25 protein-coding genes and 1 tRNA gene are annotated in these 26,900 nt (G+C 71.8%); 12 read left to right on the top strand and 14 right to left on the bottom strand.

What is annotated here, in order from left to right:
• Window positions 1-222: 222 nt before the first annotated feature.
• From HUG12_RS04195 to HUG12_RS04180, 4 genes are all read right to left on the bottom strand, one after another.
• Window positions 223-888, bottom strand: a complete 666-nt coding sequence (locus tag HUG12_RS04195) for a translation initiation factor IF-6 (RefSeq protein ID WP_179267561.1) — start codon at window positions 886-888, stop codon at window positions 223-225.
• Between the two features lie 10 nt (window positions 889-898).
• Window positions 899-1,174: a 50S ribosomal protein L31e gene (locus HUG12_RS04190; protein WP_179267560.1), complete on the bottom strand. Its 276-nt coding sequence runs from the start codon at window positions 1,172-1,174 to the stop codon at window positions 899-901.
• Complete coding sequence (locus tag HUG12_RS04185; protein WP_179169806.1) at window positions 1,175-1,327, bottom strand: 50S ribosomal protein L39e; 153 nt, start codon at window positions 1,325-1,327, stop codon at window positions 1,175-1,177.
• 277 nt (window positions 1,328-1,604) lie between these two features.
• A complete protein-coding gene (locus tag HUG12_RS04180) occupies window positions 1,605-2,993 on the bottom strand; it encodes a signal recognition particle protein Srp54 (RefSeq protein ID WP_179267559.1) in 1,389 nt (462 codons plus the stop codon).
• Between the two features lie 135 nt (window positions 2,994-3,128).
• Here HUG12_RS04180 and HUG12_RS04175 point away from each other — a divergent pair, with 135 nt between their 5' ends.
• On the top strand, window positions 3,129-3,767 hold the full coding sequence (locus HUG12_RS04175; protein ID WP_179267558.1) for a LysE family translocator: 639 nt from the start codon (window positions 3,129-3,131) through the stop codon (window positions 3,765-3,767).
• Between the two features lie 253 nt (window positions 3,768-4,020).
• On the opposite strand, the gene HUG12_RS04170 is transcribed toward HUG12_RS04175, so the two are convergent.
• On the bottom strand, window positions 4,021-5,016 hold the full coding sequence (locus HUG12_RS04170; RefSeq protein ID WP_179267557.1) for a nucleoside recognition protein: 996 nt from the start codon (window positions 5,014-5,016) through the stop codon (window positions 4,021-4,023).
• 299 nt (window positions 5,017-5,315) lie between these two features.
• Between HUG12_RS04170 and HUG12_RS04165 the strand changes: the two genes are divergently transcribed.
• Window positions 5,316-5,627: a VIT1/CCC1 transporter family protein gene (locus tag HUG12_RS04165; RefSeq protein ID WP_179267556.1), complete on the top strand. Its 312-nt coding sequence runs from the start codon at window positions 5,316-5,318 to the stop codon at window positions 5,625-5,627.
• Window positions 5,628-5,690: 63 nt separating this feature from the next.
• Here HUG12_RS04165 and HUG12_RS04160 read toward each other — a convergent pair whose 3' ends face one another.
• Both HUG12_RS04160 and surE read right to left on the bottom strand, forming a co-directional pair.
• Window positions 5,691-5,936, bottom strand: a complete 246-nt coding sequence (locus tag HUG12_RS04160) for a DUF7120 family protein (RefSeq protein WP_179267555.1) — start codon at window positions 5,934-5,936, stop codon at window positions 5,691-5,693.
• A gap of 112 nt (window positions 5,937-6,048) precedes the next feature.
• Window positions 6,049-6,897 (bottom strand): 5'/3'-nucleotidase SurE, encoded by an 849-nt coding sequence (gene surE / locus HUG12_RS04155; RefSeq protein WP_179267554.1) that lies wholly within the window; start codon window positions 6,895-6,897, stop codon window positions 6,049-6,051.
• Window positions 6,898-7,209: 312 nt separating this feature from the next.
• Here surE and HUG12_RS04150 point away from each other — a divergent pair, with 312 nt between their 5' ends.
• Together HUG12_RS04150 and HUG12_RS04145 are read left to right on the top strand one after the other, a co-directional pair.
• A complete protein-coding gene (locus tag HUG12_RS04150) occupies window positions 7,210-7,794 on the top strand; it encodes a magnesium transporter (RefSeq protein WP_179267553.1) in 585 nt (194 codons plus the stop codon).
• An 82-nt stretch (window positions 7,795-7,876) separates the two neighbouring features.
• A complete protein-coding gene (locus HUG12_RS04145) occupies window positions 7,877-8,434 on the top strand; it encodes a magnesium transporter (RefSeq protein ID WP_179267552.1) in 558 nt (185 codons plus the stop codon).
• A gap of 65 nt (window positions 8,435-8,499) precedes the next feature.
• Here HUG12_RS04145 and HUG12_RS04140 read toward each other — a convergent pair whose 3' ends face one another.
• The 3 genes from HUG12_RS04140 to HUG12_RS04130 form a co-directional block, all read right to left on the bottom strand.
• The gene (locus HUG12_RS04140; protein WP_179267551.1) at window positions 8,500-9,459 is read right to left on the bottom strand and encodes a hypothetical protein; all 960 of its coding nucleotides are present in this window, start codon (window positions 9,457-9,459) and stop codon (window positions 8,500-8,502) included.
• A gap of 72 nt (window positions 9,460-9,531) precedes the next feature.
• Window positions 9,532-10,230, bottom strand: a complete 699-nt coding sequence (locus tag HUG12_RS04135; RefSeq protein ID WP_179267550.1) for a hypothetical protein — start codon at window positions 10,228-10,230, stop codon at window positions 9,532-9,534.
• A gap of 225 nt (window positions 10,231-10,455) precedes the next feature.
• A complete protein-coding gene (locus tag HUG12_RS04130; RefSeq protein ID WP_179267549.1) occupies window positions 10,456-11,196 on the bottom strand; it encodes a hypothetical protein in 741 nt (246 codons plus the stop codon).
• Window positions 11,197-11,463: 267 nt separating this feature from the next.
• Here HUG12_RS04130 and HUG12_RS04125 point away from each other — a divergent pair, with 267 nt between their 5' ends.
• Entirely contained in the window at window positions 11,464-11,901 is a 438-nt protein-coding gene (locus HUG12_RS04125) for a winged helix-turn-helix domain-containing protein (protein ID WP_218836393.1), read from the top strand.
• Window positions 11,902-12,011: 110 nt separating this feature from the next.
• Here the strand turns inward: HUG12_RS04125 and HUG12_RS04120 are convergent, their stop codons facing one another.
• Both HUG12_RS04120 and HUG12_RS04115 read right to left on the bottom strand, forming a co-directional pair.
• A complete protein-coding gene (locus HUG12_RS04120; protein ID WP_179267548.1) occupies window positions 12,012-12,443 on the bottom strand; it encodes an RNA-binding domain-containing protein in 432 nt (143 codons plus the stop codon).
• Window positions 12,440-13,105 carry an AAA family ATPase gene (locus tag HUG12_RS04115; protein WP_179267547.1) on the bottom strand — a complete coding sequence of 222 codons (666 nt, stop codon included), beginning with the start codon at window positions 13,103-13,105 and terminating at the stop codon, window positions 12,440-12,442. The genes HUG12_RS04120 and HUG12_RS04115 overlap by 4 nt, the downstream gene beginning before the upstream one ends.
• 100 nt (window positions 13,106-13,205) lie before the next feature.
• Here HUG12_RS04115 and HUG12_RS04110 point away from each other — a divergent pair.
• Window positions 13,206-13,311, top strand: a tRNA-Arg gene (locus HUG12_RS04110).
• A 146-nt stretch (window positions 13,312-13,457) separates the two neighbouring features.
• On the opposite strand, the gene HUG12_RS04105 is transcribed toward HUG12_RS04110, so the two are convergent.
• Window positions 13,458-14,213, bottom strand: a complete 756-nt coding sequence (locus HUG12_RS04105; RefSeq protein ID WP_179267546.1) for a YqcI/YcgG family protein — start codon at window positions 14,211-14,213, stop codon at window positions 13,458-13,460.
• Window positions 14,214-14,368: 155 nt separating this feature from the next.
• On the opposite strand from HUG12_RS04105, the gene HUG12_RS04100 reads away from it, so the two are divergent.
• From HUG12_RS04100 to HUG12_RS04090, 3 genes are read left to right on the top strand one after another with little or no spacing between them, the layout of a single operon-like run.
• On the top strand, window positions 14,369-15,685 hold the full coding sequence (locus tag HUG12_RS04100; RefSeq protein WP_179267545.1) for a four-carbon acid sugar kinase family protein: 1,317 nt from the start codon (window positions 14,369-14,371) through the stop codon (window positions 15,683-15,685).
• Window positions 15,678-16,682: a 4-hydroxythreonine-4-phosphate dehydrogenase PdxA gene (gene pdxA / locus HUG12_RS04095; protein ID WP_179267544.1), complete on the top strand. Its 1,005-nt coding sequence runs from the start codon at window positions 15,678-15,680 to the stop codon at window positions 16,680-16,682. Before HUG12_RS04100 ends, pdxA begins: the two co-directional genes overlap by 8 nt.
• Window positions 16,679-17,995, top strand: a complete 1,317-nt coding sequence (locus tag HUG12_RS04090) for a DUF362 domain-containing protein (protein ID WP_218836392.1) — start codon at window positions 16,679-16,681, stop codon at window positions 17,993-17,995. The genes pdxA and HUG12_RS04090 overlap by 4 nt, the downstream gene beginning before the upstream one ends.
• A 63-nt stretch (window positions 17,996-18,058) precedes the next feature.
• Here HUG12_RS04090 and HUG12_RS04085 read toward each other — a convergent pair whose 3' ends face one another.
• Window positions 18,059-19,423: a GntP family permease gene (locus tag HUG12_RS04085; protein ID WP_179267543.1), complete on the bottom strand. Its 1,365-nt coding sequence runs from the start codon at window positions 19,421-19,423 to the stop codon at window positions 18,059-18,061.
• A gap of 256 nt (window positions 19,424-19,679) precedes the next feature.
• Between HUG12_RS04085 and HUG12_RS04080 the strand changes: the two genes are divergently transcribed.
• From HUG12_RS04080 to HUG12_RS04070, 3 genes are all read left to right on the top strand, one after another.
• A complete protein-coding gene (locus HUG12_RS04080) occupies window positions 19,680-24,152 on the top strand; it encodes a PAS domain-containing sensor histidine kinase (protein WP_179267542.1) in 4,473 nt (1,490 codons plus the stop codon).
• Window positions 24,153-24,284: 132 nt separating this feature from the next.
• The gene (locus HUG12_RS04075) at window positions 24,285-24,737 is read left to right on the top strand and encodes a response regulator (RefSeq protein ID WP_179267541.1); all 453 of its coding nucleotides are present in this window, start codon (window positions 24,285-24,287) and stop codon (window positions 24,735-24,737) included.
• Window positions 24,738-24,739: 2 nt separating this feature from the next.
• The gene (locus tag HUG12_RS04070) at window positions 24,740-26,893 is read left to right on the top strand and encodes a bacterio-opsin activator domain-containing protein (RefSeq protein ID WP_179267540.1); all 2,154 of its coding nucleotides are present in this window, start codon (window positions 24,740-24,742) and stop codon (window positions 26,891-26,893) included.
• Window positions 26,894-26,900 lie beyond the last annotated feature (7 nt).

Genomic DNA, 26,900 nt, shown 5'->3' with positions numbered 1-26,900 from the left:
TGAGCGAGCCGGCGCGCCCCTGTGGCGCGCCGGGCGCGAGGGAATCGGCTGGGGAGGCTCACGCGAGCGAGCCTGCGAGCGGGGGTGAGTTCCGAGGTGCTCGCTCCGAGGTAACTGGTGGACGCCGGTGGGCAAGCAGCAGTAATCTACCTGACCGTGGAGCCGGCATGGAAAAACGGTCCGCGTCCGAGCCGTCGAGACGGGGAGAAGCCGAAACGTCGTCTACTCGATGAAGCCGAGCGTGTCCTCGATGCGACCCAGTTCCGGGCCGGTGGTGTCCTCGCCGACGACGTAGCCGTCGTCGTTCGCGAGCAGGCCCGATCCGACCAGCGGCGCGCCGTAGTTCACGGTGCCCAGGTCGGCGTACACGTCGAGGTGCTCCTCGACGGCCTCCAGTTCCTCCTCGCGCGACTGCGGGTGACAGAGGACGCCGGTGTTGTTCGCGACCGCGGCGGTGCCGACGGTGTTCACGTCCGCGAGCGAGCCGCGCTCGACGGGCACGTCGAGCGTCCCCTCGACGACGCCGACCGCCTCGTCGGTGAGGTCCGGGTGGACCCACGCCCCGTAGTCGTTCGCGAGCACGACGTTTCCGGCGGCGTTGAGCTTCCCGGGGAGCCGCGCGACGGGGTCGCCGGTCGCGTCCTCGATGGCCTCGACCTCGCGGTCGGTCGCCTGCCGGGAGACGAGCGTGCCGTTCTCGTTGCCGACGGCGAGCGCGCCGACGGTGCCCGAGCCGCCGACCGTGGTGGTCGTTGCGGGGAGGCCGAACTCCTCGGAGAGCGACTCGACGACGCCCTCGCCCACGTCGGGGCGCACGAGCAGACAGCCGGTCGAGACGTGTGCGTAGACACCGACGTACGACGAGCCCTCGAAGGAGACGCGGAGCACGGGGACCCGATCAGGCCGGCTCGGCCTCGACGACGACCCGGCCGTCCTCGTCGAACCGGGCCGCCCGGAGGCGGATCTTGCTCGGCGGGTTCCCCCGCCCGCGCTCCCAGACGGTCTCGTTGACGGCGGGGTCGAGCCGGACCTCGTCCTCCTCGACGGAGAAGTGCTTGGCGAGGTGGCCGCGGACGATGGACATCGCGCGGTCGCCCCGCTCCTGCTTCGGTGCCTGCTTCGCGTCGCGGAGCGGGACGGTGACGACCCGCTCCTCGAAGTCGGTGGCGCTCATTTACTCGTCCGTGTCGCTTCGCCGCCAGTGGCGACGCTTGGGGTTTCGCGTGACGTCCATGTCGGTCTTCATCATCACCCAGGCCGGGACGCGGCTGTTCTGCCGCTCCAGTTTGGCCAGGCGCTTCTTCTTGGCCTTCGACTTCTTGGTCATGGTGTCGTGACGGTTGTCCCGGACGGCTTAAATTCTTGTCCATCCGCTGTTTGGAGGTTTGTCGGCGGCGTCTCCGGTTCGCGGGCGTCTCCGACGGTGGGTCCGACTCGCGAGCGTGGATGGTGGAGTGCGGGTCGTTTGATCGGGTGTGAGCCGTTACTGGAACGGTGCCGACCTCGAGAGCCGCGGCTTCCGGGCTCGTCGTCACGGTAGCAGCCGTCGCTCGGCGAACGGATCGACCACGGCACCGGCGACGCCGACGAAAGGGACCCGAAGACTAGTCCCCGAACGGGCCCATTCCGCCCATTCCGCCGCCACCGCCGCCGCCCTGTTGCATCTTCTTCATCATCCGCTGCATGTCGCCGTCGCCCATCCCGGCGAACTGCTCCATCGTCCGCTTCATCATCCGGTGCTGCTCCAGCAGTTCCTCCAGCCGCTCCTCCGGGATGCCGGCGCCACGGGCGATCCGTCGGCGGCGCTCCGCGCCGATGACGCCCGGGTTCTCCAGTTCCCGCTCGGTCATCGAGTCCATCAGGATCTCGAACCCGCGCATCCGGTCCTGGGTCACGTCCATCGCGTCGTCGGGGAGCTGGTCCATGATGCCGCCGCCCAGGCCGGGGATCATGTCCATCACCTGGTCGAGCGGGCCCATCCGGTCCATCGCGCGCATCTGGTTGCGCATGTCGTTCAGGGTGAACTCCCCCTCCAGCATGTCCTCGGGGTCCCAGTCCTCCTCCTCCTGGGTCTCCTCCATCGCGCGCTCGACGCGCTCGGAGAGCTGCCTGAGATCGCCCATCCCGAGCAGCCGCGAGATGAAGCCGTCCGGCTCGAAGCGCTCGATGTCCTGGACCGTCTCGCCGGTGCCGAGGAACGCGATCGAGGAGTCCGTCTCGTTGACCGCCGTCAGCGCGCCCCCGCCCTTCGCGGTCCCGTCGAGCTTCGTGATGACGACGCCGTCGATGCCGATCGACTCCTCGAACTGCCGGGCCTGCTGCTTGGCGCCCTGGCCGATTGCGGCGTCGAGCACCAGCAGCGAGCGGTCGGGGTCGACCACGCCCTCGATCTCCTCGATCTCGGCGATGAGGTCGTCCTCGAGCGCGTGGCGGCCGGCGGTGTCGACGATGTGCACCTCGGCGTCGGCGGTGGCTTCGAGCCCCTCGCGGGCGATCTCGACCGGGTCGTCCGCGTCGGGGTCGCCGTAGAACTGCACCTCGGCGTCCTCGGTCATCTGCTTGGCCTGGTCGTACGCGCCGGGCCGGAACGTGTCGGTCTGGATGACCGCGGGGCGGAGCCCCTTCTTCGAGAACCACCAGGCCATCTTCGCGGCGGAGGTGGTCTTCCCCGACCCCTGGAGGCCCGCCAGCAGGATGGTCTGGTTCTCCAGCGGGAGTTCGGTGGACTCGCCGATGAGCCCGACCATCTCCTCGTAGACGATCTTGAGGACGTGATCGCGCGCGGTGGTGCCGCCCGGCGGCTCCTCCTCCAGCGCCCGGGTCTTGATGCTGTCCGAGAGCTCCATCACGAGCCCGACGTCGACGTCGGCCGAGAGGAGGGAGCGCTGGATCTCCTTGACCACCTCCTCGACGTCCGACTCGTCGAGCCGGGACTTCCCGCGGAGGGAGTCCATGGTGTCCCGCAGGGAACTCCCCAGGTCGTCGAGTACCATTTGACGGAGGTACGCGGTCCGCGCGGTAAAGGCTTTGTTCGTCGGGGCGACCGCCGGGCGCCGACGGGTGCGCCGGGGGCGGCGAACGCCCGCCGGGTGACAACACGTTTGCCGCCGGGCCGTGGACGGGGAACCGTGTTCGGCCTCGACGCCCCGACCCTCGCCGGCTTCGTCCTCGCGGCGGGCGCGCTCGTCCTCGTCCCCGGCCAGGACACCGTGGTGGTGCTCACGCGCGGCCTCCGCGCGCCCCGGATCGGCGTCGCGGCCGCCCTCGGGGTCGCGACGGGCGTGCTCGGCCACGCGACCGCGGCAGCGCTCGGCCTGGCTGCCCTCTACCGCGCGATCCCCGCGGTGGCCCGGGGAATCGCGCTCGTCGGCGCCGCCTACCTCTGCTATCTCGCGGTCGAGACGCTCCGTGACGACGCGTTCGTCGCGTCGGAGGAAGCTCACGCCGACGGCGCCGACGAGGCCGGTCCGGGCGTCCGCGCGGGCTACCGGCGCGGCCTGCTCACCAACGCGGCCAACCCGAAGGTGGCGCTGTTCTTCCTCGCGTTCCTTCCCGGCTTCGCCGGCGGCGCTGACGCCACGGGCGGGATGTTGCTCCTCGGCGCGGTGTACGCCGTACTGACGGTGCTCTACCTCGGCGCCGTCGGCGCGCTCGCCGGGCGGGCGGGGCGACTTCTCGAGGACCCCCGGAAGCGGCGCGGCGTCAGGGTCGTTTCGGCGGGCGTGCTGGTGGTGCTTGCGGGGGTGCTGGTCGTGGGCGCCGCGTGACCCTGGATTTCCGATCCTCCGACAGCCGGTGCGGTGGCGCGCGGCGGCCGCGCCTCGTGCGCGGCCGATGCGCGCGAGGGATGAGCGAGCCGGCGCGCCCTCGTGGCGCGCCACAGCGAGCGAATCGGCTGGGGAGGCTTGAGGATGCCAGTGGGCAAGCAGTAGCAGTCTGCCTGTCGAGACAGGTACTCCTGACGCGGACAGTCGAGATGAGAACGTCCACGACACGACCGACGGGATCCGGAACCCACACTCAAACGAGGAAGAACGCCACCGCGACCCCGATGAACGCGACCTTCAATCCGGTGTTCAACAGCACCACCTTCGAGCCGAACTCCGGGCCCCAGACGCCGTACTGGAACGGGATCGACCGCTTGAACGTCGACACCGCGAACGAGACGATGCCCCCGAGCAGCATCGTCGCCACCGCCTGTTCGGGCGTCAGCGCGTCCCCCACGAGCGGCGCCACGGTCGCCGCCCCCGAGGTCGTGTCGAACGCGAAGATCACGACCACGGGGATGGCCGCCGCCGGCAACCCGGCGACCTCGGCCAGCGGCCCCGCCGCGGCGGACAGCGACTCCACGTCGACCCGCGCGACGAGCACCGTCACGAGCACGTAGACGACCGCGAGGCGGGGGACGATGCGCCGGAGCGTCGAGAGCGACGAGTCGGCGGCCGCCCGCGCGCGTTCGCGGGCGGTCGCCGTCCCGCCGTCCGTCGCCTCCCCGCCCGCGGGCGGCGCTTCGTCGACGGGTTCCCGCCGTTCGCCCTCGCGGCCGCCCGCGTCCGACGACGGGAGCAGCAACGCGCCGCCGAGCACGCCGACGAGGGTGATGGCGAGCGCGATGCCCGCGCGTGCGCCGACGTACATGACCCCCACCTGCAGCCCGAGGATCGGGATCAGCACCGGCGCGTAGAAGGTGAAGACGTGCTGGACGAAGCCGAAGAAGGTGTTGACGGTGACGGCGACGAGCGTCGCGCGGTCCGAGAGCCGGCCCGACTCGCGGAAGTCCGCGAGCATCCCGTAGCCCGCGGTGGTCGAGGCCGCCGTCGTCAGGATGGCCGTCCCGGCCTCGTCCGGGAGGTTCGCCGGGCCGGTGAGGTACCGCGAGAGGCCCGCGACCCGCTCGACCGCGCCGAACTCGACCGCGAGGTCGGCGAGGAACACCCCGCCGGCGACGAGCGCGGCGATGCGCGCGACCCGGAGCAGGGCGTCGAACACCAGGGGGAGCAGGCCGACGGCGTCCACACCCCGGTTCCGCGACGGGGCGACTAATCGCTGTCCGTTCGGCCCTCGAACGCGACCGGCGGTGTCGCTGCGAACGTCGTTTCGACCCCTCGCCCCGCGGTTTCATCAGGGGACGGCGGAAACCGGCGCGGCATGCATCCACGAGTGCGGACGGGGACGACGCGCCTCCTGCTGGTCGTCCGACCCGCGCTCTCCGGGGCCACCGCCGGCGCGACGGTCGCCCCGGCGCCGCTGTTCGCCGCCGCGATGGCCGCCGACGCCGGGGTCGCGTTCCTCGTGGGCCTCGCGACGCCGTCGCCGTGGGGCTCACGCGGGGAGTCGCGGCCGCCTTCGAGGACGACGGGGCGATCCGGTCGCGCGAGGACCCGACGCGACGGGGGCTCCTCGCCGGGGGTGCCGCGTTCCTCGCGGCCGGCCTCCCCGCGGTCCCGTTCGGCGTCGCCCCCGGCGCGGCGTTCACGCCGGCGTTCCTGCTGCTGGCCGCCGTGCTCGCCGCCGTCGCCGGGCTCCGGACGCGGTACGCGGGCGCCGACGCGGTCGAGGCGGCCGTCCGGGTCGTGCTCGTCGGGGTCGGCGCGGCCGCGGTCGGCGCGGGGCTCGGCGGGCTCTGACCGGCGCGGAACTCGCCGTTCCGTCGCGCCCGATCACGGGCGGTCGTCGGCGACGGGTCGCCGTCAGAGCCGACGGTCGCCGCCTCCCTCGTCGTCCTGCAGCGCGGGGTCCTGCTGCTCGTCGGTCACGCGGTCGAACAGGGTCTCGTCCATCTCGTCCGACGACTCGTCGACCGGCTGGTAGGCGGAGAGCCCACGCGAGAGGAGGTCCTCGATCGCCTGGTCCCGGCTGATGAACTCGCCCTGGTCGACGAGTCGCTGGAGGTCGCTCTCGATCTGGTCCGACAGCGAGACGGTGACTTTGGTCACGCTCGACCCTTGCGCGGCCGAGGCTGAAAGGTCTGTCTGCGGAGGTACCGTTCGCGAGGCCCGACCGGACCGTGGTCGGGACGCCGCCGACTCCGGCGTCGGTCGTCGTCCGTCAGTCGTCGTCCGCCGCGGGCGCGCGTACCGACACCTCGGCGTTGTAGGTCGCCACGAGGTCGTCGATGGCGTGGGCGTGGACGGGCTCCTGCGGGATGGAAAGCGCCGAGAGGCTCACGTCGCCGTCTACGACGGCCGCGCGGTCGGACCACGCGGGGTAGGGCTCGGCCACCCGCTCGAGCGTCGGGTAGCGGTCCGGCTGGTCGAGCCGGTCCCAGTAGTCGCTCTCCAGCCTGATCGCCCCCTCGTGCTGCTCGCGTTCGTCGGCGGTCGCCTCGCGGACCTCGACGTCGTAGTCGGCCAGCGGCTCCGTGACCCGGAGGTCGCCGTGGGCCTCGAGGGGCGCGTTGAGGCCGAGGTAGTCCGCGGCGTCGAACACGCCCGACCCGGGGAGCCGCTCGACGAGTTCGCGGGTGACCGTCGCGGGCACGTCGAAGGTGATGCCGTCCGGCGGGAAGAAGTCGGCCCGGTGGTACGCCGAGACGGCGAGCGCGGGCGCGCCGAGGTAGGCCGCCTCGACGGCCGCGCCGACGGTGCCCGAGTGGCCGATGAGGTACTCGCCGCAGTTCGGCCCGAGGTTACAGCCCGACACGACCAGGTCGAACGACTCCTCGAGCCCGCGGAGGGCGTAGGCGGCACAGTCCGCTGGCGTTCCGTGGACCGCGTAGCCCCACTCGTGGTCGTCCACGTCCACAGCGCGCGAGCGCGAGCGGCCGACGCCAGACTGGTTGTCGGCCGGCGCGACGACCGTGACGTCGGCGACGGCGCGGAGTTCCTCGTACAGCGCGGCGAGGCCGGGCGAGTCGATGCCGTCGTCGTTCGTGAGGAGGACGTGCGGCCGAGTCATTGGGGACCATGGGCGCTCCGGCGTCAAGGGTACGTCGGTCTCGTGTCGGTTCGGATTCGATCGGGCTGGCGTGAATGGTGGAGACGACACGGCCTCGAACGCCCTTGCGCCTTTCAGCTCATGGGGTCGGTTCGTCCGTTCGGTCGACCCCCACGGGGGAGTGCGGACATCGCTCCACGGCGAACGAGACGGTACCATAACCGAGCGCCACGAGACCCCGAGCGCAGTCGCTAGCTAGCGGCGCATCCGACACACGAGCGTGCGACCCCGACACACACCCGACTTTTGACCCGGCGGTCTCTTGGGACGCGCATGGGAATCGGGGAGACCGCGCGGACGGCCTACCGGGAGGCGCTGCCGGCGCTGTCGGCGAGCCTCGTCGGGGGGCTGCTCGCGGGCGTCGTCCTCGGCGGGATGCGGGGGGAGTTCCGCGCGGTCCCCGGCCTGCTCGTGCTCGTTCCCGCGCTGCTCGCGACGCGCGGGAACGTGTACGGGAGCTTCGGTGCGCGACTCTCCACGGGGCTCCACCAGGGGCTCGTGGAACCCCGGATCGAGGCGGGCGACGAGCGCCTCCGGGCGGCGGTCGCCGCCGCGCTCCTGAACGGCGTCGGCATCGCCGGCTTCGCCGCGCTCGCCGCGTACGTCGTCCTCCGGTTGCTGGGGGACCCGGTCGCGCCCGCCGGGACGCTGCTGGTCGTCGCCCTGATCGCGGGGGTCTGCTCGGGCGTCGCGCTGGCGGCGGTCGTCGTGCTCGTCGTGTTCGCGGGCTACCGGCGCGGCTACGACCCGGACACGCTGGTCGGGCCGCTCGTGACCACGACCGGCGACGTGTTCGGGACGCTGTTTCTCCTCCTCGCGGTCAGGCTGACGCTCGCGCTGTCGGGAGGTGGCGGATGACCGCCGGCGACCCGCGAGCGGTGACCGACCGGCGGAAACCGCTCGACCGGCGGAGACTGACCGGCCGGCGTGGGGGCGATGGATGACGACCGAGTGGACCGTCCGGCGCATCACGCGGGCGATGCTCCCCGTCCTCGTCGTGCTCACGCTGGTCGAACTCGGCTCGGGGCTGGTGCTCGGCGCCTTCGAGGAGCGCCTGCTGGCGGCGCCGTCGCTGCTCGTGCTCGTGCCGGTGACCATCGGCACCGCCGGCAACCTCGGCTCCATCCTCGCCTCGCGGCTCTCGACGGCGTTCCACCTGGGGACGCTCTCCTTCTCCGTGAGGGACGACGAACTGGCCGGCAACGCCCTCGCGACGGTCGCGCTCGCGGCGACGCTGTTCCCGGTCGTGGGTCTGGGCGCGTGGGCGCTCGCGGCGCTGACCGGCCCCACCGCGCTCCCGCCGGGGACGGTGGTGCTCGTCGCCGTGAGTTCGGGGCTCGCGCTCTCCGTCCTCGCGGTGGCGGTGACCATGGTCGCGACGTACGCGGCCTACCGGCTCTCGCTCGACCCGGACGACGTGGTCATCCCGGTCGTGACGAACATCTGTGACGTGCTCGGGGTGCTGGTGCTGTTCGCGTCGGTGATCGTGTTCGCGTAGGCGTCGTGAAACCGAGGTGGTCGGTGCCGGAGCCGGTGTCGCGACGACCTCCCGGGGAAGCGCCGTCAGACCACCCAGCCGGTCACCTCGACGACGCGGCGGTCGCCGTCGACGGCGACGTACCACGACCGATCCGCGGGGTGGGGGAGTTCGGCGTCCCCGTCGAGGCGGCTCCGGAGCGCCCCCAACGCGTCGGAGGCGGGTTCACACTCCTCGTACTTGCCGTCGGCCGCTTCGGCGAGGAGTTCGCGCTCGGCCTCGCTCGGGTCGAGTTCGAGCAGGAACTCGGCCGCGACGTGCTCGCGGAAGGCTCCCTCGTCGGCCCCGACCGCCTCCAGGGCCACGCGGTAGCTCCGCCGCGTCGCCGTCGTCTCCGCCCCGAGTTCGACCCGGTAGTCGCGGCCGTCCCACCGGACCCACGTCTCGCCGGCGCCGACGAGCTCCGAGTCCTCGGCGCCGTCCGGGTAGGGCGCCGGGAACTCGCTGACCGACGTCCCCTCGGTCGGGAGCCCCTCGTCGCGCTCGTACTCCGGGCCGTGGACGGCCAGTCGGAGCGCCTCGCGGTCCGACTCCGGGAGGTCATCGTAGGCGAGGACCCCGGCGTCAGCGGGCGCCTCCCGGCCCCGCTCCCAGTCGAGCGCGAGCAGGCGGGCCGGCACGGATTCGGCGTCCGTCCCGGTCACGCTCGTCCGGTAGTAGGTCCCGTCGAACCGGACGTAGACGCCGTCGCGGAACGGGTCGCCGCCGTAGGCCGTGACCTCAACGGGGTCGTCCGTGGCCTCCCGCAGGAGCGGTTCGACCGCGTCGTGGACGGCCGCCGTCAGCGCGTCGGGCGCGAACTCCCGCGCCCGGACGACGGTGCCGGACTGGCACTCCGTGCCGTCGGTGGGGCCCGCCTCGTGACCGGTGGTCTCGTCCGTCCGTGGCTCGTCGGTACGCCCGGCCGGGTCGTCCGGGAGGGTGCCGAGACAGCCTGTGAGGGCGGCTGTGCCGCCGAACGCGAGGACTGCGCGTCTGGAGGGCATCCCCGGAGCCTCCCGCCCGTCGGGGTAAATGTCTTCTGCGGGCCGGACGCGTTCTCGTCGACCGGCGGGCGGCTACGGCTCGCTCGCCTCGCCGGTCGGATGCTCGTCCAGCCACTCGTCCAGTTCCGCCTCGTACCCGTCCCACTCGGCCGCCAGCCGGTCGTACTCCGCCCTGGCGGCGTCGGCGCCGCGGTAGGCGGCGAGCGACTTCAGGCGGTTCTTCAGCCCCTTCAGGCAGGCGTCGGTCTCGTCGTACCAGTCGAAGCCGCACTGGACCATCGCGAAGTGGAGGTGCGCCCAGAAGCCCACTCCCGCGGGGTCGTCCTCGTCACCCTCCCCCAGAACCGGCACGGGGTCGTCGAACTCGCGGTAGTAGTCGAGCGCGAAACGCGTCGAGAGCGGCTTGAGCCGGTACTCCCGCTCGCCGCCGACCGCGCCCTTGGCGTCCCGCTGCTGGTCGAGCAGGCTCCCGTACCCCTCGTCGGTCCCCTCGTACCGCCGGAGCTCCCACGCGTCGAGGCCCTCGAAGCCGTCCCAGCGGTCGGCTTCGCTCTCGGTGAACTCGTCGGGGTCGCCCTCGAAGACGACGCGGACGAGCCCGCGGTCCGGGCCCGAGTCGTACTCGGCGAACTGGCGGTACGCCCAGAACCAGCCGGCCTCCCACCACTCGCTCGACTCGAACCGGGGCCATGCGTCGGTCAGGTACTCGCGCACGAACCGTTCCTCGTCGTCGGTCGACTCGAACCGGAACTCGACGTCTGCGCCGGACATGGCGGGACGGAGGGGGTCCCGAGGGGTAGGGTTTCCGCGAAATCGATTTCTGTCGGGCATCCGTACGGTGTGGCGATCGATCCGTACCTCGGCGGGTCGGGGGGACCGTTGAGACGGCTTCTTCGGACGTGAATCGGCGTGAACGTGCCGCTCAGCCGGTTCGTTCGCCCGGAACTCGCGGCTGAGAAGCGGGCCCAGGAACCGCCCGTCTCGGTTACGCCGTCGTCACCGGCTCGGCGGGACTCGCGTTCCGTTCTCGGCGGCGAGTTGCCGGTACGCGCCGACGAGCACCGCGAGGCCGAACAGGGACATGATGGCGGACACGATCGACGACAGCAACGTCCCGACGGTCGGGGAGACGATGCCGAGGAGGCTGAAGGCGCCACCTGCGATGCCGGCTACGACGGCGATGACGACGCCGAGGGCGAACAGCCGAATGCGATTCCCGGCCGTGAGCGACCAGCTTCGCTCGAGCGCCTCGACGACGCCGGCGTCCTCGAGAACGACGGCGGGCTGGGCGAACACGAGGCTGACTGCGAGGAATATCCCGGGGAGGACGAGAAACACGGTCCCGATCAGTATCGCGACGAAGGTGACGATCGAGACGACGATCATCACGACGACGGTTCGCACGAGTCGCCGGGTGTGGTCGGCCGTCGGCATTCGATCGATGTCATCGTGGATCGCTCGCATCGTCACGACCGCGAGCACGCTGCCGGCGATCAAGAGAAGGACGGTCGATCCACCGCTGACCCCGATCGGAAGGTCGAGCGCCAGCGGGTACGTCTGCGCCAGCCGTTCGGCCGGGAGCACGCCGGCGAACAGTTCGGCGAACAGCGACTGGAAGCTCACCTGGGTCACGACCTGGAAGAGGACGTACGCGCCGATCAGGATCGCGCCGCCGCGCGTCGTGAGCCGGTCGAACCCGTAACTGAGGGCACCGCCGACGTCGAGCGTGGGGGACACACCGGGAACTCATACCAACACGACGAATAGGCGGTGGTTTTTCACCGAACCGACTACCGAAGACGCGAACCTCCGTCCCACTGCGTCAGAATTGATACGAACGTGAACCCAGTTTCGCGCCATTGGGACGAGACCGGAGCGATCGTGGGACGAGCGCGATGGCTCTTCGACTCACGGGCCCAACCGCCGACGGACTCGGGTGCGTCCGGCCGAACAGTCACGTTTCCGATACACAAAGTTTGTCACGCGGGCCGTGGCCCCCGTAGTATGACCGATTCCCCGAACCGTCGTCGGACCGGAACGGACGGGCAGTCGGACGGTCGCGCGGACGAGACGCTCGGCGAGGCCGCCGACGCGCTGGGCGCGCTTGCCTCCGAACACCGAGTCGCCATCCTGCGGGAACTCGCGGCGGCCGACGGCCCACTCCGCTTCTCGGAACTCCGCGAGCGCGTCGGAATGTGCGACACCGGCCGGTTCAACTACCACCTCGGCGAACTGCGCGACCGGTTCGTCCGGGAGGAGGACGGCGGCTACGTGCTGGGTCACGCCGGCGAACGCGTCGTGCTCGCGGCGGGCGATCTGGACCCGGAGGGCGCCGCGGCGCTCGCGGACGCCTACGAGTCGGCCGGCGACGGCGGGGAGTGTCCCGTCTGCGGCGAACGGGGCTGTGATCGGGTCGTCCACGTGCACCTGTCGGGCGCGTAGCGCGGTCGGGGAGCCGCGGCCGGCGCGCCGACGAACCGGTACGGGGAGGTCGAGACGGGTGAGTCCCGTGGACCGACGGCGGGGGGAGTAGCGGAGGCGAGTCGGTCGAGCTACCGCCGACGCCCGCCGTCCGGGTCGATCGGCGTCCCGTCCTCCGTCGGCGGGGCGATGTGGTCGATGTACGCCTCCACGCTCGGTTCGCGGACGGTCACCGTCACCTCGACGTCGCCGAGTTCGTCGGGTTCGCCGACGGCGAAGTTGACGACGCCCTGGAAGGCGGCCTGCTTCTTCAGCGCGAACGAGAAGCCGTCCTCCGTGGTTCCCTTCGCGAACTCCCGGCGGGCGGTGTCGAGGATCTCCTGCTCGTGGAGCAGGTCCGAGAACGGGTCGAGGGTGTGGGTCTCGGCGACGAGTTCGCCCGGTTCGTGTTCGAGTTCGGCGTTCGGGAAGAGGTTCGACACGGCGTCGGCGACCCGGTCGGTCACCTCCGTGTCCCGGACCGGCACCCGGATGCGGGCGTCGATGCTGTAGACGGTCGTCACGGCCGACCACCGGCGTCCGCCTCCCGCGTCCCGTTCGTCTCCCGCGCCCCGTCGGCCTCGCGGGTTCCGCTCCCCCGGGCCCGGTCCGCCTCGGGCGCGCCGTCGGTGCGGCCACGCTCCCCGTCCAGCAGGTCGGCGACCCGGCGGCGGAACGCCGCCAGCGTGCCCGTGTTGTCGATCGTCACGTCCGCGGCGTCGATCACCTCGCCCATGCCGAACGCGAGTTCGCGCTCCTCGCGCTTCCGGAGCGCCTCGACGTCCACGTCCGAGTCGTCGCGCCCGCGGGCGCCCAGCCGCTCCGCGCGGAGGTCGAACGGCGCCTCGACGGCGACGAGCAGGAACCCCTCGCCGAACGCCTCGCGGAAGCGCTCCAGTTCGACCGTCGACCGGAGGCCGTCGACGAGGACGACGTCCGCGTCGGCCGCGGCCGCGGCGTCGTTCACGGCCGGGACGGTGCGGTCGGCGATCGCGGCGGGGCCCTCCTCCTCGCGGAGCGCCTTCGCGACCGCGCCGTGGTGCTCGGCGGGGTCGAGCCCCCGACGGCGGCACTCCTCGCGGATGACGTCCCCCATCGTCACGACCGGGACGCCCCGCTCCTCGGCGACGGCGGCCGCCTCGCCCTTGCCGCTGCCGGGGAGCCCGACGGTTCCGATGACTCGCATCGCTCCCCGGTTCGCCGCTGGCGGTGTTAAGGCCTGCGGGAGCCGAACCGGTCGGGTGAACCGGGTCGTTTTTGGCGCTGCCCCGCCCGTCCTCGAACGAGGGCGCGTAGCTCAGTCCGGATTCAGAGCGTCGGACTTCTAACCGCATCCGGTTCCGGGTGGGGGGAGCCATCCGACGGTCGCGGGTTCGAATCCCGTCGCGCCCGTACAGCGAGGAGCGAAGCGACGAGCGAACCGGCGGGCGGGACTCGAACTAGACCGGGCGCGAGCAGCGATAGCGAGCGCGTCCGGGCGTGGTTCGAATCCCGTCGCGCCTAGCGGTCGAGCGGTAGCGGGAGCGGGCGCGCCCGTACTACTCGGCGGACTCCCGGGGCCAACCGGCGATGGGAAAGTCCTCCGGCCGCGCTTCGTTGGAATCGGGGAGCATGTACTGCTCCCACTCGCGGACGCCGGGCGCCCCGTAGTCGCCGACGTCGGGGTGGCGCGGCACGTCGTCGTACTCCTCCAGTCGCTCGCGGATCGTGCGGCGGGCGCGCTCCCCCGCCTCGGTGCCGGCTTCGAACCCGTCGAACACCCACCGCGGCTGGACGGTGACTTCGAGACCGTGCGGGGCGTGTCTGCTGTGTCGACGCTCGAAACACGGCGCCCGCGCCACGAGGAAGATCGGCTCGCCGGCGTAGCAGAACTCCCACTCGGGATCGGTGGGGTCGATCGGGATCCCGTCGGGCCACGGCGCCGGATCGTGGCGGTGGAGGTGCGCGAGGAGGCCCCAGAATCGGTCCCAGTACGCGTCGAACGGAAGCGGCTCCGATGGGGGTTCGAAGAGGGCGGCCAGCGCGGTGACGTCGGCGACGTCGCGGGCCCCGTCGAGGTACGTTCCGAGCCCGTCCGCGAAGGCGGCCCTCCCGTCGTCGGTCGACGCGGACGGCGCGAACAGGTAGCGGAGGTCGCCGTCCCGGTGGGCGTCGACGGCGAAGTAACAGGGGTACGGCGGGTCCTCGTCCGTCATGGTTCGGTGGAAGGCCTCGTAGCGCCGTCGTTTCCACTCGGGGAGGTCGCCCCCGGCGAGGGCCGACTCGAGTTCTTCCCGCGCGTAGAGGTGCGCCATCGGGACCCGTACGGGACACGCGGGGATAAGCGTGGAGCGAGGGAGCGTCGTCCCGCCCGCGAGGCGGGGTGGAACCGCGAGCGGGGCGGACGATCGGGACGCGGCCCGCCGTCGGAGTCGACGGCGTTTTTACCCTCACCCGAACAAGGCCCCCCATGTACTCGGCCGTCGTCGTCGCCGACGACCTCACGGGGGCGATGGACACCGCACACGGGTTCGCGGTCCGCGGCCACGACGCCTCGGTCGTCGCGATCCCGTCGTCCGACGGGGCGGCGGGCGCGGAGCGCGCCGAAGCGACCGTGCTCGGGGTGAACACCGACAGCAGGTACGCCGACGAGGGGGACGCGGCCGCGGCAGTCCGGGGGGTCGTCGAGTCGGTTCCAGCCGACGCCGTCTACAAGAAGGTCGACTCGACGCTCCGGGGGAACTTGGCCGCGGAGGTCGACGCCGCGCTCGCGGCCTCGGGCGCGGCCGTCGCGCTGGTCGCCCCGGCGTTCCCGGCCGCCGCACGGACGACCGAGGGCGGGGTCCACCGAGTCGAGGGCACGCCGGTCGCGGGGACGGAGTACGGGGACGACGAGAAGGGCCCGGCGTCCTCGTCGCTGCCCGAGTCGTTCGCGGGGCTCGACCGCCCGGTCGTCACGGTTCCGCTCGAGGCCGTCGAGGCCGGGCCGGAGCGCGTCGCCGCCGAGCTCGAAACCGCGGTCGAACGGAGCGAGCGAGCGCCGATCGTCGTCCCCGACGCGACTGAGGAGGGACACCTGGCGACGGTTGCCGCGGCCGGGGGGGCGGTCGAGGGGGGGACGCTCTACGTCGGCAGCGGCGGGCTGGCGGCACACGTCGACGTTCCCGTTCCCTCGGTCGATGCGGACGAACCCGCTGCTGGCACCCGCGGGGACCGCTCGGCGCGCCAGTCGACGACGGGCGCGCCCCTGGGCGTCGTCGGCAGCGTGAACGCGACGACGCTCGCACAGCTCGAGGCGGTTCCCGACGAGGCCGTCGTGGAACTCGACCCCACGGAACTCCTCGCCGAGGAGGGGACGGGACCCGACGGGACCGCGAGCGAGGCCGTCGAGACCCTCCGGGCGGGCCGGCCCGCCGTCCTGACCGCCGCGACCGACCGTGCGGCCGTCGATCGAACCGTCGCGGCCGGTCGGGACCGGGGGCTCCCGACCGAGGAGGTTCGCGAGCGCGTGGCCGACGGGCTCGCGGACGTGGCGGCGCTCGCCGTCCGGGAGGGCGAGCCGTCGGGGCTGGTGCTCACGGGCGGGGACGTCGCGGTCGCCGTGCTCCGGTCCCTCGGCGCGACGACCGTCGAACTGACCGGCGAGGACGTCGGAGCCGGGGTCCCCGTCGGCCGACTCGTCGACGGGATCGGCGCCGGGACGCCGGTCGTCACGAAGGCGGGCGGGTTCGGGGCGCGGGAAACCATCGTTAACTCCCTGGAGGCGGTAGGTCGGTTCGATGAGTGAGCACGCACCCCTCGTCGGCATCACGATGGGGGACCCGGGCGGCATCGGTCCGGAGGTGATCGCGAAGGCGTATCCGGCGGTTCGCGACGCGGCGCGGCCCGTCGTCGTCGGCGACGCGGACGTCCTGGCTGCGGCGATCGACGTCTGCGGGCTGTCGCTCTCGGTCGAACGCGTCGACGACCCCGCGGGGGCGCGGTTCGATCCCGACAGCGTGCCGGTGCTCGACCTCGACAACGTGGACGAACTCGTCCGGGGCGAGGTCCGCGAGGAGTACGGCGCCGCGAGCCTCGCGTACGTCGAGCGCGCCATCGAACTCGCGCGGGACGGCGGGATCGACGCCATCGTGACCGCCCCGATCAACAAGCAGGCGACGAAGCTCGCCGGCAGCGAGTACGCCGGCCACACCGGCATGCTGGCCGACTACACCGACACCGACAGTTACTCCATGATGCTCGTCGAGGACGACCTCCGCGTCACCCACGTGAGCACGCACGTCCCGCTGCGGGAGGCCTGCGACCTGGTCACCGAGGACGCCGTGCTGGAGACGATCCGGCTGACCGACGCGGCGCTGCGCGACCTCGGCGTCGACTCGCCGTCGGTCGGCGTCGCCGGGTTGAACCCGCACGCCAGCGACGGCGGCCTGCTCGGCGACGAGGACGGCGCGGAGATCGAACCCGCGGTCGAGCGCGCCCGGGGGGAGGGGATCGACGCGACCGGCCCGGAGTCGCCTGACACGGTGTACGTCCGGGCGGCCCGCGGCGAGTTCGACTGCGTCGTCTCGATGTACCACGATCAGGGCCACATCCCAATCAAGATGCTCGGGTTCGCCGGCGGCGACGCCGTCTCGGGCGTGAACGTGACGATCGGGCTCCCGATCGTCCGGACGAGCGTCGACCACGGGACCGCCTTCGACATCGCCGGCGAGGGGGTCGCCTCCGAGCGCAGCATGGTCGACGCGGTCGAGGTCGCCGTCGAGATGACGGGAGCGGGCCCGTGACCGGGCTCCCCTTCGACGTCCCGGACGCCGAGCGCCTGGCGACGGTCAACGACGCGACCGTCGCCGACCTGCCCCGGTTCGTGCCGGCGGCGGTCGAGTGGGAGACGGACCCCGTCCCCGACGTGCGCGCGGCGGGACGGGACGCGGCCGCCGACCTGCTCGCGGCGGAGGGGCTTCGGGACGGCGCGACCGTCGCCGTGACCGCCGGGAGCCGCGGCATCCACGACTTCCCCGCGATGATCGAGGGGGCGATCGAGCGGCTGCAGGAGGCGGGCTGTGAGCCGTTCGTCTTCCCGTCGATGGGGAGCCACGGCGGCGCGACCGCGGAGGGCCAGCGCCGGGTGCTCGCGGACCTCGGGATGACCGAGGAGTCGCTCGGCTGCCCGGTGCGGTCGTCGATGGAGGTCGTGGAGGCGGGCGAGTACGACGGGGACCCCGTGTACGCCGACCGGAACGCCGCCGAGGCGGACGCGGTCCTCCTGGCCAACCGGATCAAGCCCCACACGGACTTCTCGGACCGGATCGAGTCCGGCCTCTGCAAGATGGCGGTCATCGGCATGGGGAAACACCGCGGGGCCGAGATGATGCACAACGCGGCGCTGCGGGGCGACATGGGCGCGGAGATCCGCGGACGCGCCCGGATCCTGTTCGAGGAACTGCCGGTCGTGGGCGGGATCGCCCTGATCGAGGACGCGACCGACCGGGCGACACACGTCGAGGGCGTCCCGGTCGACGGGATACTCGACCGCGAGCCCGAGCTGCTGGAGCGGGCCTACGGCGAGTTGCCGACGCTGCCGGTCGACGACCTGGACCTGCTGATCGTCGACGAGATGGGGAAGGAGGTGAGCGGAACCGGCATGGACACCAACGTCATCGGGCGGACGTGCTTCCGGGGGGAGCCCGAGCCCGACCGCCCGGACTACACGCGGATCTACGTCCGGTCGCTCACGCCGCCCTCCCACGGGAACGGCCTCGGGATCGGGCTGGCGGACGTGGTGCACGCCGACCTGGTCGCCGACCTCGACCTGGGCGACACGTACGTCAACGTCGCGACGAGCGGGGAGACCGACCGGGCGAGGATCCCCCTCGTCGTCCCCGACGACGCCAGCGCGCTGCTGCTGGCGCCCTCCGTCACGGGAACCCCCGACCCCGGGGAGCTGCGGATCGCGCGCATCCCGAACACGATGGAGCCGGGACGGCTCCTCGTGTCGGAGCCGCTGGTCCCGGAGCTCGAAGTACGGGAGGGCGTGACGCTCGGTGAGCCGCGTCGCCTCTCCTTCGAGGACGGCGACCTGACCGACGGGGAACACTGAGAGGCCCGCCAGGGAGGGCCGCCGACCGCGTACGACGGACGGGGTTCCGTCGACGGCGCCGACTCAGTTCAGCGGTAGGAGCGTCGACATGATCAGCACCATCACCAGCCCGCTGGTGGACATGATCGTCGCGACCGCGCCGTAGGTCTTGAACGTCTCCATCGGGGTGATGCCGGCCGTCTCGCTGATGATCCAGAAGCCGCTGTCGTTGAACCACGGCGCGATCATCCCGCCGAAGCCGACGGCCATCATGAGATACACCGGGTTCACCGTGAGGCCGCTCGCGAGCGGCGCCATGATCGACGCGCCGGTGAGGATCGCGACGGTCCCGGACCCTTGCGCGACGCGGACGATCGCCGCGATGAGCCAGCCGGTGACGAGGAGGCCGAGCCCCATGTTCTCGAGCCCGCCGGCGATGTACTCGCCCACGCCGGCCGCGGCGAGCATCGCGCCGAAGGTGCCGCCGGCGGCGGTGATGGCGATGATGTTGCCGCCGGACTTGATCGCCTCGGTCAGTTCCGTGTTGAACAGGTCGAGGTCGCCGCCCGTCTCCAGCCGGTAGAACGTGTACGCCGACGTCAGCGCCGCCGCCGTCAGCGCGAAGTTGGGGTCGCCGAGGAACGACGTCGCCGCGACCAGGGTGCCGCCCTCGTACAGCGTGCCGGCGATCGTGTTCGAGGCGATGAGGACGACGGGGAGCAGGATCGGCAGCAGCGACTCGAACAGGCTCGGCAGTTCCGAGAGGTCGGCCTCGGCCTTCTTCCGGAGGTTCTCGGCGGTGGCGCCCATCGCCTCCCTGAGCGGGAAGTCCTCCCGGCTGTGGAGGAACCGGCCGTAGACGATCCCCGCGAGCGCCGACGAGGGGAGCGCCAGGGTCGCGCCGACGAGGATCGCGATCCCCAGGTCGACGCCCAGTTCGTCGGCCATCGCCAGCGGACCCGGCGTCGGCGGGACGAGCATGTGCGTCGAGAGCGCGCCGGCCGCCAGCACCGAGATGTACAGCGACAGTTTCACGCCCGTCCTGGCCTTCATCGACCGGCCGAGCGGCGCCAGCAGGTAGAACACGTTGTCGAAGAACACCGGGATCGATAGCACGTAACTGCTCCCGAGCAGGGCGTACTCGGAGCGCTCCCGTCCGGTGAGCGAGAGGAACCCCCTGACGATGCGTTCGGCTGCGCCGCTGTCCATCAGCGTCTTCCCGATGATCGCCGCCATCAGGATCGGGATCCCGATGCTCACCATCACGTCGCCGAACGACGACGCCACCTCCGCGGGGACGTCGCCGAACGGCACCTCGGTCGTGAACACCCCGATCGTCATCGCCGCGATGATCAGCCCGACGAACGCCGGGAGCTTCAGTCGAACCAGTAGCAGGACGACGGCCGCGACGCCGATCAGGAACGGAACGAGTGGGTTCGCGAACACCATCGGAATCGATGTGCCGTCGGCGTATGATAGTCGTTCGGGCCAACCCATCGTTGTCCGATACCGAAAGTGGCTCTCCGGCGGGTCGTTCAGCGCCGCCTCCGGTCCGCCGGGAGGGGACGAGAACGACCGTCGGCCGACCCGGTCGGGATGGAGCGCGAGGGTCGGCCAACCGAACCGATTCGGACAGTAATGGCAGCTATCCGGACTGCACCCCCGACGGACCACCTATTACGCTCGGCCACCTGGGCCGGAATACATGGGAACGCCGGGGCCAGCCTCCAACGGCGCGCCGGAGGACGCGCTGGGGGTCTTCGCGCAGTTGGAACGACCGTGCACGCCGCTGACGACCGACGAGATCGCCGCGGAACTCGACTGTACGCGGCAGATCGCACGCCGGAAGCTGGGGGAACTCGCCGAGCGGGGCGCCCTCGTGAGCAGGCGGATCGACGCGCGGAGCCGCGTCTGGTGGCGCCCGATGGACGCGCTCGACCGGCGGGACGCGGCCGGGCGGGCGGGTGACGCCGGCGTGCCCGCCGGGAGCGGGAGCGAGGGGGCGACGCCGGAACAGTTCCGGGAGTTCGTGCGCGCCGTCGAGGACTACGCCATCTTCACGCTCGACGCCGACGGCGTCGTCTCCAGCTGGAACGAGGGGGCCGCGCGGATCAAGGGGTACGACGGGGACGAGGTCGTCGGCAAACACGTCTCCGCCTTCTACACCGAGGAGGACCTCGAGCGGGGCGTCCCCGAGGAGAACCTGCGGACCGCCGCGGCCGAGGGGCGCGTCGAGGACGAGGGGTGGCGCGTCCGGAAGGACGGCACCCGGTTCCGGGCGGACGTGGTCATCACCGCGGTCCACGACGACGACGGCTCCCTGCGGGGGTTCACGAAGGTGACGCGCGACCTGACGCAGCGCCGCGAGTACGAGCGGAGCCTCGAGGCCGAGCGCGGCCTCCTCGACAGGGTTCTCGACGCCAGCCAGGTCGGCATCATCATCACCGACGCGGACGGGGAGGCCTCGCTCGTCAACGACGCGGCCGGCGAGATACTCGGCATCCCGAGCAGGGAGGACCGCGAGGCGTACACGCCGGGCACCCGACAGATCTACGGCGAGGACGGGCGGCCGCTGCCGACCGAGGCGCACCCGTTCGCGCGGGTGCTGGAGACGGGCGAGCCGGTGTACGACGAGGTGTTGCAGCTCGAGCGGCCGGACGGGACCAGGCGGTGGCTCTCGGTGAACGCCGTCCCGCTCACGAACGGGGACGGCGAGGTCGAACGGGTCGTCAGCACCGGCGACGACGTCACCGAATTGAAGGAGCGCGCGCGGGAGCTCGAGACCGAACTGAGCGAGGTTCTCGGCCGGATCTCGGACGCGTTCTACGCGCTCGACGAGGAGTGGCGGTTCACCCACGTCAACGATCGGGCCGCGGAGACGCTCCGGCGCGACGCGGACGAGTTGCTGGGCGAGTCCATCTGGGACGAGTTCCCCGAGGCGGCGGACGGGCGGATACGCGAGCAGTACCGGCGGGCGATGGACGCCCAGGAGCCGGTCAGCTTCGAACTGTTCCTCGAGACGCTCGACGGCTGGTTCGAGCTCAACGCCTACCCCTCGGAGACCGGGCTATCGGTGTACTTCCAGGACGTCACCGAGCGGAAGCGACGCGAGCGGGCGCTGGCCGAGTCGGAACAGCGCTACCGGACGCTGGCCGAGAACTTCCCGAACGGGGCGGTCGTCATGGTCGACGGGGAGCTTCGGCTCACGCTCGCCGAGGGAAGGGCGTTCGAGGACCGCGACGTCGAGTCGGCGGAGATGGAGGGGCTGACGCTCCGGGAGGCGTACGGCGACGGAACCGCCGACGCGATCGAACCCGCCTACCGTGCCGCGCTCGAGGGCGAACGCGGCAGGATCGAAGTGACCTACGCCGACCGGGAGTGGGTGGTCCACACGGCCCCCATCAGGGACGCGGGCGGCGAGGTGTTCGCCGCGATGGGGATGTCCCAGGACGTCACCGAGCGGAAGCGACGTGAGCGCGAACTGGAGCGGTACCGGACCATCGTCGAGACGGTCGAGGACGGCGTCTACGTCGTCGACTCGGACGGCGAGTTCACGATGGTCAACGAGGCGTACGCCGAGATGACGGGGTACCCCCGGGAGGAGCTGATCGGCGCGGACGTCACGAAGGTCGTCGACCGGGAGACCGCCGAGGCCGCCCGGGAGACGTACGGGAACCTCCCCTCGGGCGAGCGGGAGACGATGCGGCTCGAGGCTGACGTCCACACCGCCGACGGCGGGACGCTGGCGGCGGAGGCCACCTTCGCGAACCTGCCCGACGAGGGGGACGAGTACGACCGCATCGGCGTCGTCCGCGACGTGAGCGAGCGGAAGGCGTACGAGCGCGAACTGGAGGAGAGCGAGCGCCGGTACCGCACGCTGGCCGAGAACTTCCCGGACGGCGTCGTCGCGCTGTTCGACGAGGAGTTCAGGTACACGGCCGCCGGCGGGGAGCTCGTCGACGCCCTGGGGATCGAGACGGACGAGGTCGTCGGGTCGACCATCCGGGACCGCTACCCGGACGACCTCCTCGCCGAGGTCGAACCCCACTTCCACGGGGCCCTCGAGGGGAAGACCGCCTCGTTCGAGGTCGACTACCGCGGCCGCCACCTGTCGGCGTACACCCTCCCCGTGCGGAACGCCGAGGACGAGCCGTACGCCGGCATGCTCGTGGTCCGGGACGTCACCGACAGGGTCGAGCGGGAGCGGGAGATCGAGGAGCAGCGCGAGCGGTACCGCCGGCTCGTCGACGTCGCGCCGGTGCCGATCGTGACCTACGACGCGGACGGCGACGTCGGGTTCGCGAACCCCGCGACGGCGGAGCTCGCCGGCGTGGACGACCCCGAGGAACTGCACGGGCGGTCGGCCGTCGAGTTCATCCACCCCGAGGAGCGCGAGGAGGCGGCCCGACGGATCCGGCAGATGCTGGAGGACCGGGAGCCGGTCCGGCCGAACGAGACGCGGCTCGTCACCGCCGACGGCGCGGTGAAGCACGTGCTCGTCACGAGCCTGCCGATCACCGACGACGGGGAGCCGGCCGCACAGACCGTCCTCGTCGACATCACGGAGCGGAAGGAGCGCGAACAGGCGCTCGAGCGGTACGAGACCGTCTTCGCCACCGTCGACGACGGCGTGTTCGTCCTCGACTCGGAGTTCCGCTTCGCCGAGGTGAACGACGCGTACGCGGAGATGGCCGGACGTTCGAAGGCGGAACTCGCCGGCGAGCACTGCTCGCTGACGGTGGGGGAGGAGGTCTCGTCGGTCGTCGCCGACCTCACGGGGGAACTGGCCGGCGGGGGCCGCGGCAGCGCGACCCTCGAGGCCGACGTGCTGACCGCCGGCGGCGGGCGGGTTCCGGCCGAGAGCAAGTTCACCGTGCTCCCGTCGGACGGGGACGGGTTCCGGGGCTCGGTCGGCGTCGTCCGCGACCTGACCGAGCGGAAGGCGTACGAGCGGGAACTGGAGACGCGCGCGCGCCAGCAGGACGTCGTCGCGGAGTTCGGTCAGCGGGCGCTCGGGTCCCCCTCCGTCGACGACCTGTTCGACGAGGCGGTCCGGGCGGTCGCGGACACGCTCGGAACCGACTGTGCGGCGATCTGCGAACGCCGGGCGGACGACGAACTGCTGGTGCGCTCGGGCGTCGGCTTGCGGGAGGGGGTCGTCGGCGAGGCGACCGTCGAGGTCGACCCCGACTCGCAGGCGGGGTTCACGCTGGACTCGACGACGCCGGTGGTCGTCGAGGACCTCGCGACCGAGTCGCGGTTCGACGGCCCTGCGCTGCCGACCGACCACGACGTCTCGGCCGGCATCAGCACGGTCGTCGGCCCGCCGGACGACCCGTGGGGCGTGCTCGGCACCCACGACGCGGACCGACGCGAGTTCACCCCCAACGAGGTCAGCTTCGTTAGGAGCGTGGCGAACGTCCTGACGACGGCGATCGAGCGGACCGAGTACGAGGAGCGGCTCAACGAGACGGTGGAGGAACTGCGGACGTCGAACGAGCGGCTCGAACAGTTCGCCTACATCGCCTCCCACGACCTGCAGGAGCCGCTGCGGATGGTCTCGAGCTACCTCCAGTTGCTGGAGCGGCGGTACCGGGACGAACTCGACGACGACGCCCGCGAGTTCATCGACTACGCCGTCGACGGGGCCGAGCGGATGCGGGAGATGATCGACGACCTCCTCTCGTACTCGCGGGTGGACACGAAGGCCGAGCCGTTCGAGCCGACCGACAGCGGGGCGGTGTTCGACCGCGTGCTCGGGGGGCTCCGGCTCAAGATCGAGGAGGAGGACGCCGAGGTCGTCCGCGGGGACCTCCCGACGGTCACGGCCGACGACAAGCAACTCGAGCAGGTGTTCCAGAACCTGGTCTCGAACGCGCTCAAGTACCGTGGCGAGGAGCCGCCCCGGATCGAGGTCGACGCCGAGCGGCGGGACGGCGCGTGGCGGTTCCGGGTGTCTGACAACGGCATCGGCATCGACCCCGTGCAGGCCGACCGCATCTTCGACGTGTTCGACCGGCTCCACACCCGGGAGGAGTACCCGGGAACGGGGATCGGGCTCGCGCTCTGTGAGCGGATCGTCGAGCGGCACGGCGGCCGCATCTGGGTCGAGTCGACGGTGGGTGAAGGGTCGTGCTTTTACTTCACTATCCCATACGATGGTGGCGATGACCGATAGCACGGGTCGGATGGCGACGACGCGGCGGCCGACTGAGCCCGCGGGGCGTCGAGCGGGACGCCCGGCGGCGCGGCGCCCCGCGAGGGCGGCGGGGGGACGTCCCGGGACCGCGAACCGTGACGAGGGGCGTCCGTGAGCGACTCGCTCGACGGCGAGCCGATCGACATCCTGCTCGTCGAGGACAACCCCGGCGACGTTCGGCTCACGGAGGAGGCGTTCGCCGAGGCCCGCCTCAACAACACCCTGCACGTCGCCACCGACGGCGCTGAGGCGCTGGACTTCCTGCACCGGCGGGGCGACCACGAGTCGGCCCCGCGCCCCGCGCTCGTGCTACTGGACCTGAACCTCCCGAAGGTCGACGGCCTGGAGGTGCTGGAGGAGATCCGGGACGCCCCCGACCTGACGTCGATCCCGGTGATCGTCCTGACGAGTTCCGAGGCGGAGGAGGACGTCGTCAGGAGCTACGAACTGCACACGAACGCCTACCTCACGAAGCCGATCAGCCCGGACGAGTTCGTCGACCTCGTCCGGTCGTTCGAGGACTTCTGGTTCACGCTAGTCCGGCTTCCGCCCACCTCGGAGTGATCATGTCCGGAACCCACCGTCTGACGGTGCTGCTCGTCGAGGACAACCCGGGGGACGCCCGGTACATCGAGGAACTGCTCCGGGAGGCGTCCGAACTCTCCGCGCGGGTGATGAGCAACGAGGACGCCGTCCGGCGGGGACACGAAGCCACCGCCGGGCGGAGCTACGGGGAAACCACGCCGGGGAGCCTCGGAGCGAGCACGGCGGGGACCGGCGGACCGACCGCGTCCGGGAACGACGGCGGGCTCGGCGCCAGAAGCGAGGAGGTGGCCCCGGAACTCGTCCACGAGACCAGGCTCGCGGACGGGCTGGAACGGCTCCGCGAGGGGGCGATCGACGTGGTGTTGCTCGACCTCAACCTGCCCGACAGCGAGGGGATCGAGACGCTCACGACCGCGGCGGAGGCGACCGACGTGCCGGTGGTCGTGCTCACGGGCGTCAGCGATCGGTCGGTCGGGCGTCGCGCGCTCCGGGAGGGGGCCGACGAGTACCTCGTGAAGGACGAGATCAACAGCGACCTGCTGGTCCGGTCGCTGTACCACGCCATGGAGCGCCGGGAACACGAGCGCGAGCTGAAACGACACGAGGTGCTCGTCGAGGAGTCCACCGACGTCAACGCCGTGCTGGGCGCCGACGGGACGTTCCGCTTTCTCACTCCGTCGGTCGAGAGCGTGCTGGGGTACGCGCCCGAGGAACTGATCGGCGAGAACGCCTTCGAGCGGATCCACCCCGACGACGTGGACGCGGCCGCCGAGGAGTTCGGCCGGGTGCTCGAGGGCGGGGAGCTCGTTCCCATGGAGTTCAGGTACGAACACGCGGACGGCTCGTGGGTCGTCCTCGAAGCGCGGGGGCGGGACCTCCGGGACGACCCGCTCGTCGACGGCGTCGTCCTGTACAGCCGGGACGTCACGGAGCGGAAACGTCGCGAGGAGCAGCTGGCCCAGCAGCGCGAGGAGCTCGCCGCGCTGAACCAGCTGAACGGCGTCGTCCAGGAGCTCACCCACGCGATCATCGAGTCGACGACGCGGACGGACCTCGAGGAGTCCGTCTGTCGGCGCCTCGCCGGCACCGACGCCTACCTGTTCGCCTGGATCGGCGAGATCGACTCCACGAGCGAGGAGGTTCTCGTGCGGACGAAGGCCGGCGTCGACGGCTACCCCGACGACGCCCGGATCACGGTCGGCGACGACCCCGAGGGGCAGGGACCGACGGGCCGGGCGATCCGGACCGGGGAGATGCAGGTCGCCCGGAACATCCTCGAGAACCCCGACTTCGAGCCGTGGTGGGACCAGGCCGAGCGATACGGCTTCCGCTCGTCGGCCGCGATCCCCATCACCCACGAGGACACGCTGTACGGCGTGCTGAACGTCTACTCGGAGCGGCCGTACGCCTTCGACGACGACGAGCGCGCGGTCGTCGGCCAGCTCGGCGAGGTCATCGGGCACGCCCTCACGGCCATCGAGCGGAAGCAGGCGCTGATGAGCGAGGAGGTCGTCGAGATCGAGTTCCTCGTCCAGGGCTACCTCGACGGCTTCGACGTCGAACCGCCCGAGGAGGGCTCGATCACCTACGACCGGGTGGTGCCGCTCAGCGGGGGGCGCCACGTCGTGTACGGGACCGCGACCGGGGACGCGGTCGACACGGTCCGGGCGCTCGCCGACCGGGTCTCGGCGTGGGAGGACGTGACCGTCGTCGCGGAACGCGACGGCAGGACGCGCTTCGAACTCGAGCTCACGGAGTCACCGGTGCTCTCGAAGGTCGCCTCGCGCGGCGGGCGGATGCAGCGCGCGAGCGTGGAGGGGACGGAGCTCCGCGCGATGGTTCACCTCCCGCCGGACGCCGACGTGCGGTCGGTCGTCGACTCGATGCGGGAGGCCTACCCGCGGGCCCGCGTCATCGCCCAGCGGCGCACCCAGCGGTCCCCTGAGCCGCGGCCGGACGTTCAGGGGCTCGTCGACGACAAGCTGACGCCCCGCCAGCGGAACGCCCTGGAGACGGCGTACTTTTCGGGCTTCTTCGAGTGGCCCCGCGACAGCTCCGGCGAGGAGGTCGCCGAGACGCTCGACGTCTCCGCGCCGACGTTCCACCAGCACCTCCGGGTCGCCGAGCGGAAGCTCATGGAGGCGATGTTCGAGACGGAGGACGCGAGTTCGTGAGCCCGAG

It is taken from the genome of Halorarum salinum, assembly GCF_013402875.1.
GTDB classification, from domain to species: Archaea; Halobacteriota; Halobacteria; order Halobacteriales; family Haloferacaceae; genus Halorarum; species Halorarum salinum.
Note: the sequence above shows the minus strand (reverse complement) of the source record. Positions and strands in the feature narration are given on the sequence as shown.

Coding starts and splice junctions, on each gene's coding strand:
- HUG12_RS04135 (WP_179267550.1), bottom strand. CDS start 10,230: ATGTCCGGCGCAGACGTCGAGTTCCGGTTCGAGTCGACCGACGACGAG.
- HUG12_RS04085 (WP_179267543.1), bottom strand. CDS start 19,423: ATGGTGTTCGCGAACCCACTCGTTCCGTTCCTGATCGGCGTCGCGGCC.
- HUG12_RS04080 (WP_179267542.1), top strand. CDS start 19,680: ATGGGAACGCCGGGGCCAGCCTCCAACGGCGCGCCGGAGGACGCGCTG.
- HUG12_RS04125 (WP_218836393.1), top strand. CDS start 11,464: ATGACCGATTCCCCGAACCGTCGTCGGACCGGAACGGACGGGCAGTCG.
- pdxA (WP_179267544.1), top strand. CDS start 15,678: ATGAGTGAGCACGCACCCCTCGTCGGCATCACGATGGGGGACCCGGGC.
- HUG12_RS04070 (WP_179267540.1), top strand. CDS start 24,740: ATGTCCGGAACCCACCGTCTGACGGTGCTGCTCGTCGAGGACAACCCG.
- HUG12_RS04150 (WP_179267553.1), top strand. CDS start 7,210: ATGGGAATCGGGGAGACCGCGCGGACGGCCTACCGGGAGGCGCTGCCG.
- HUG12_RS04140 (WP_179267551.1), bottom strand. CDS start 9,459: ATGCCCTCCAGACGCGCAGTCCTCGCGTTCGGCGGCACAGCCGCCCTC.
- HUG12_RS04115 (WP_179267547.1), bottom strand. CDS start 13,105: ATGCGAGTCATCGGAACCGTCGGGCTCCCCGGCAGCGGCAAGGGCGAG.
- HUG12_RS04100 (WP_179267545.1), top strand. CDS start 14,369: ATGTACTCGGCCGTCGTCGTCGCCGACGACCTCACGGGGGCGATGGAC.
- HUG12_RS04145 (WP_179267552.1), top strand. CDS start 7,877: ATGACGACCGAGTGGACCGTCCGGCGCATCACGCGGGCGATGCTCCCC.
- HUG12_RS04190 (WP_179267560.1), bottom strand. CDS start 1,174: ATGAGCGCCACCGACTTCGAGGAGCGGGTCGTCACCGTCCCGCTCCGC.
- HUG12_RS04105 (WP_179267546.1), bottom strand. CDS start 14,213: ATGGCGCACCTCTACGCGCGGGAAGAACTCGAGTCGGCCCTCGCCGGG.
- HUG12_RS04185 (WP_179169806.1), bottom strand. CDS start 1,327: ATGACCAAGAAGTCGAAGGCCAAGAAGAAGCGCCTGGCCAAACTGGAG.
- surE (WP_179267554.1), bottom strand. CDS start 6,897: ATGACTCGGCCGCACGTCCTCCTCACGAACGACGACGGCATCGACTCG.
- HUG12_RS04180 (WP_179267559.1), bottom strand. CDS start 2,993: ATGGTACTCGACGACCTGGGGAGTTCCCTGCGGGACACCATGGACTCC.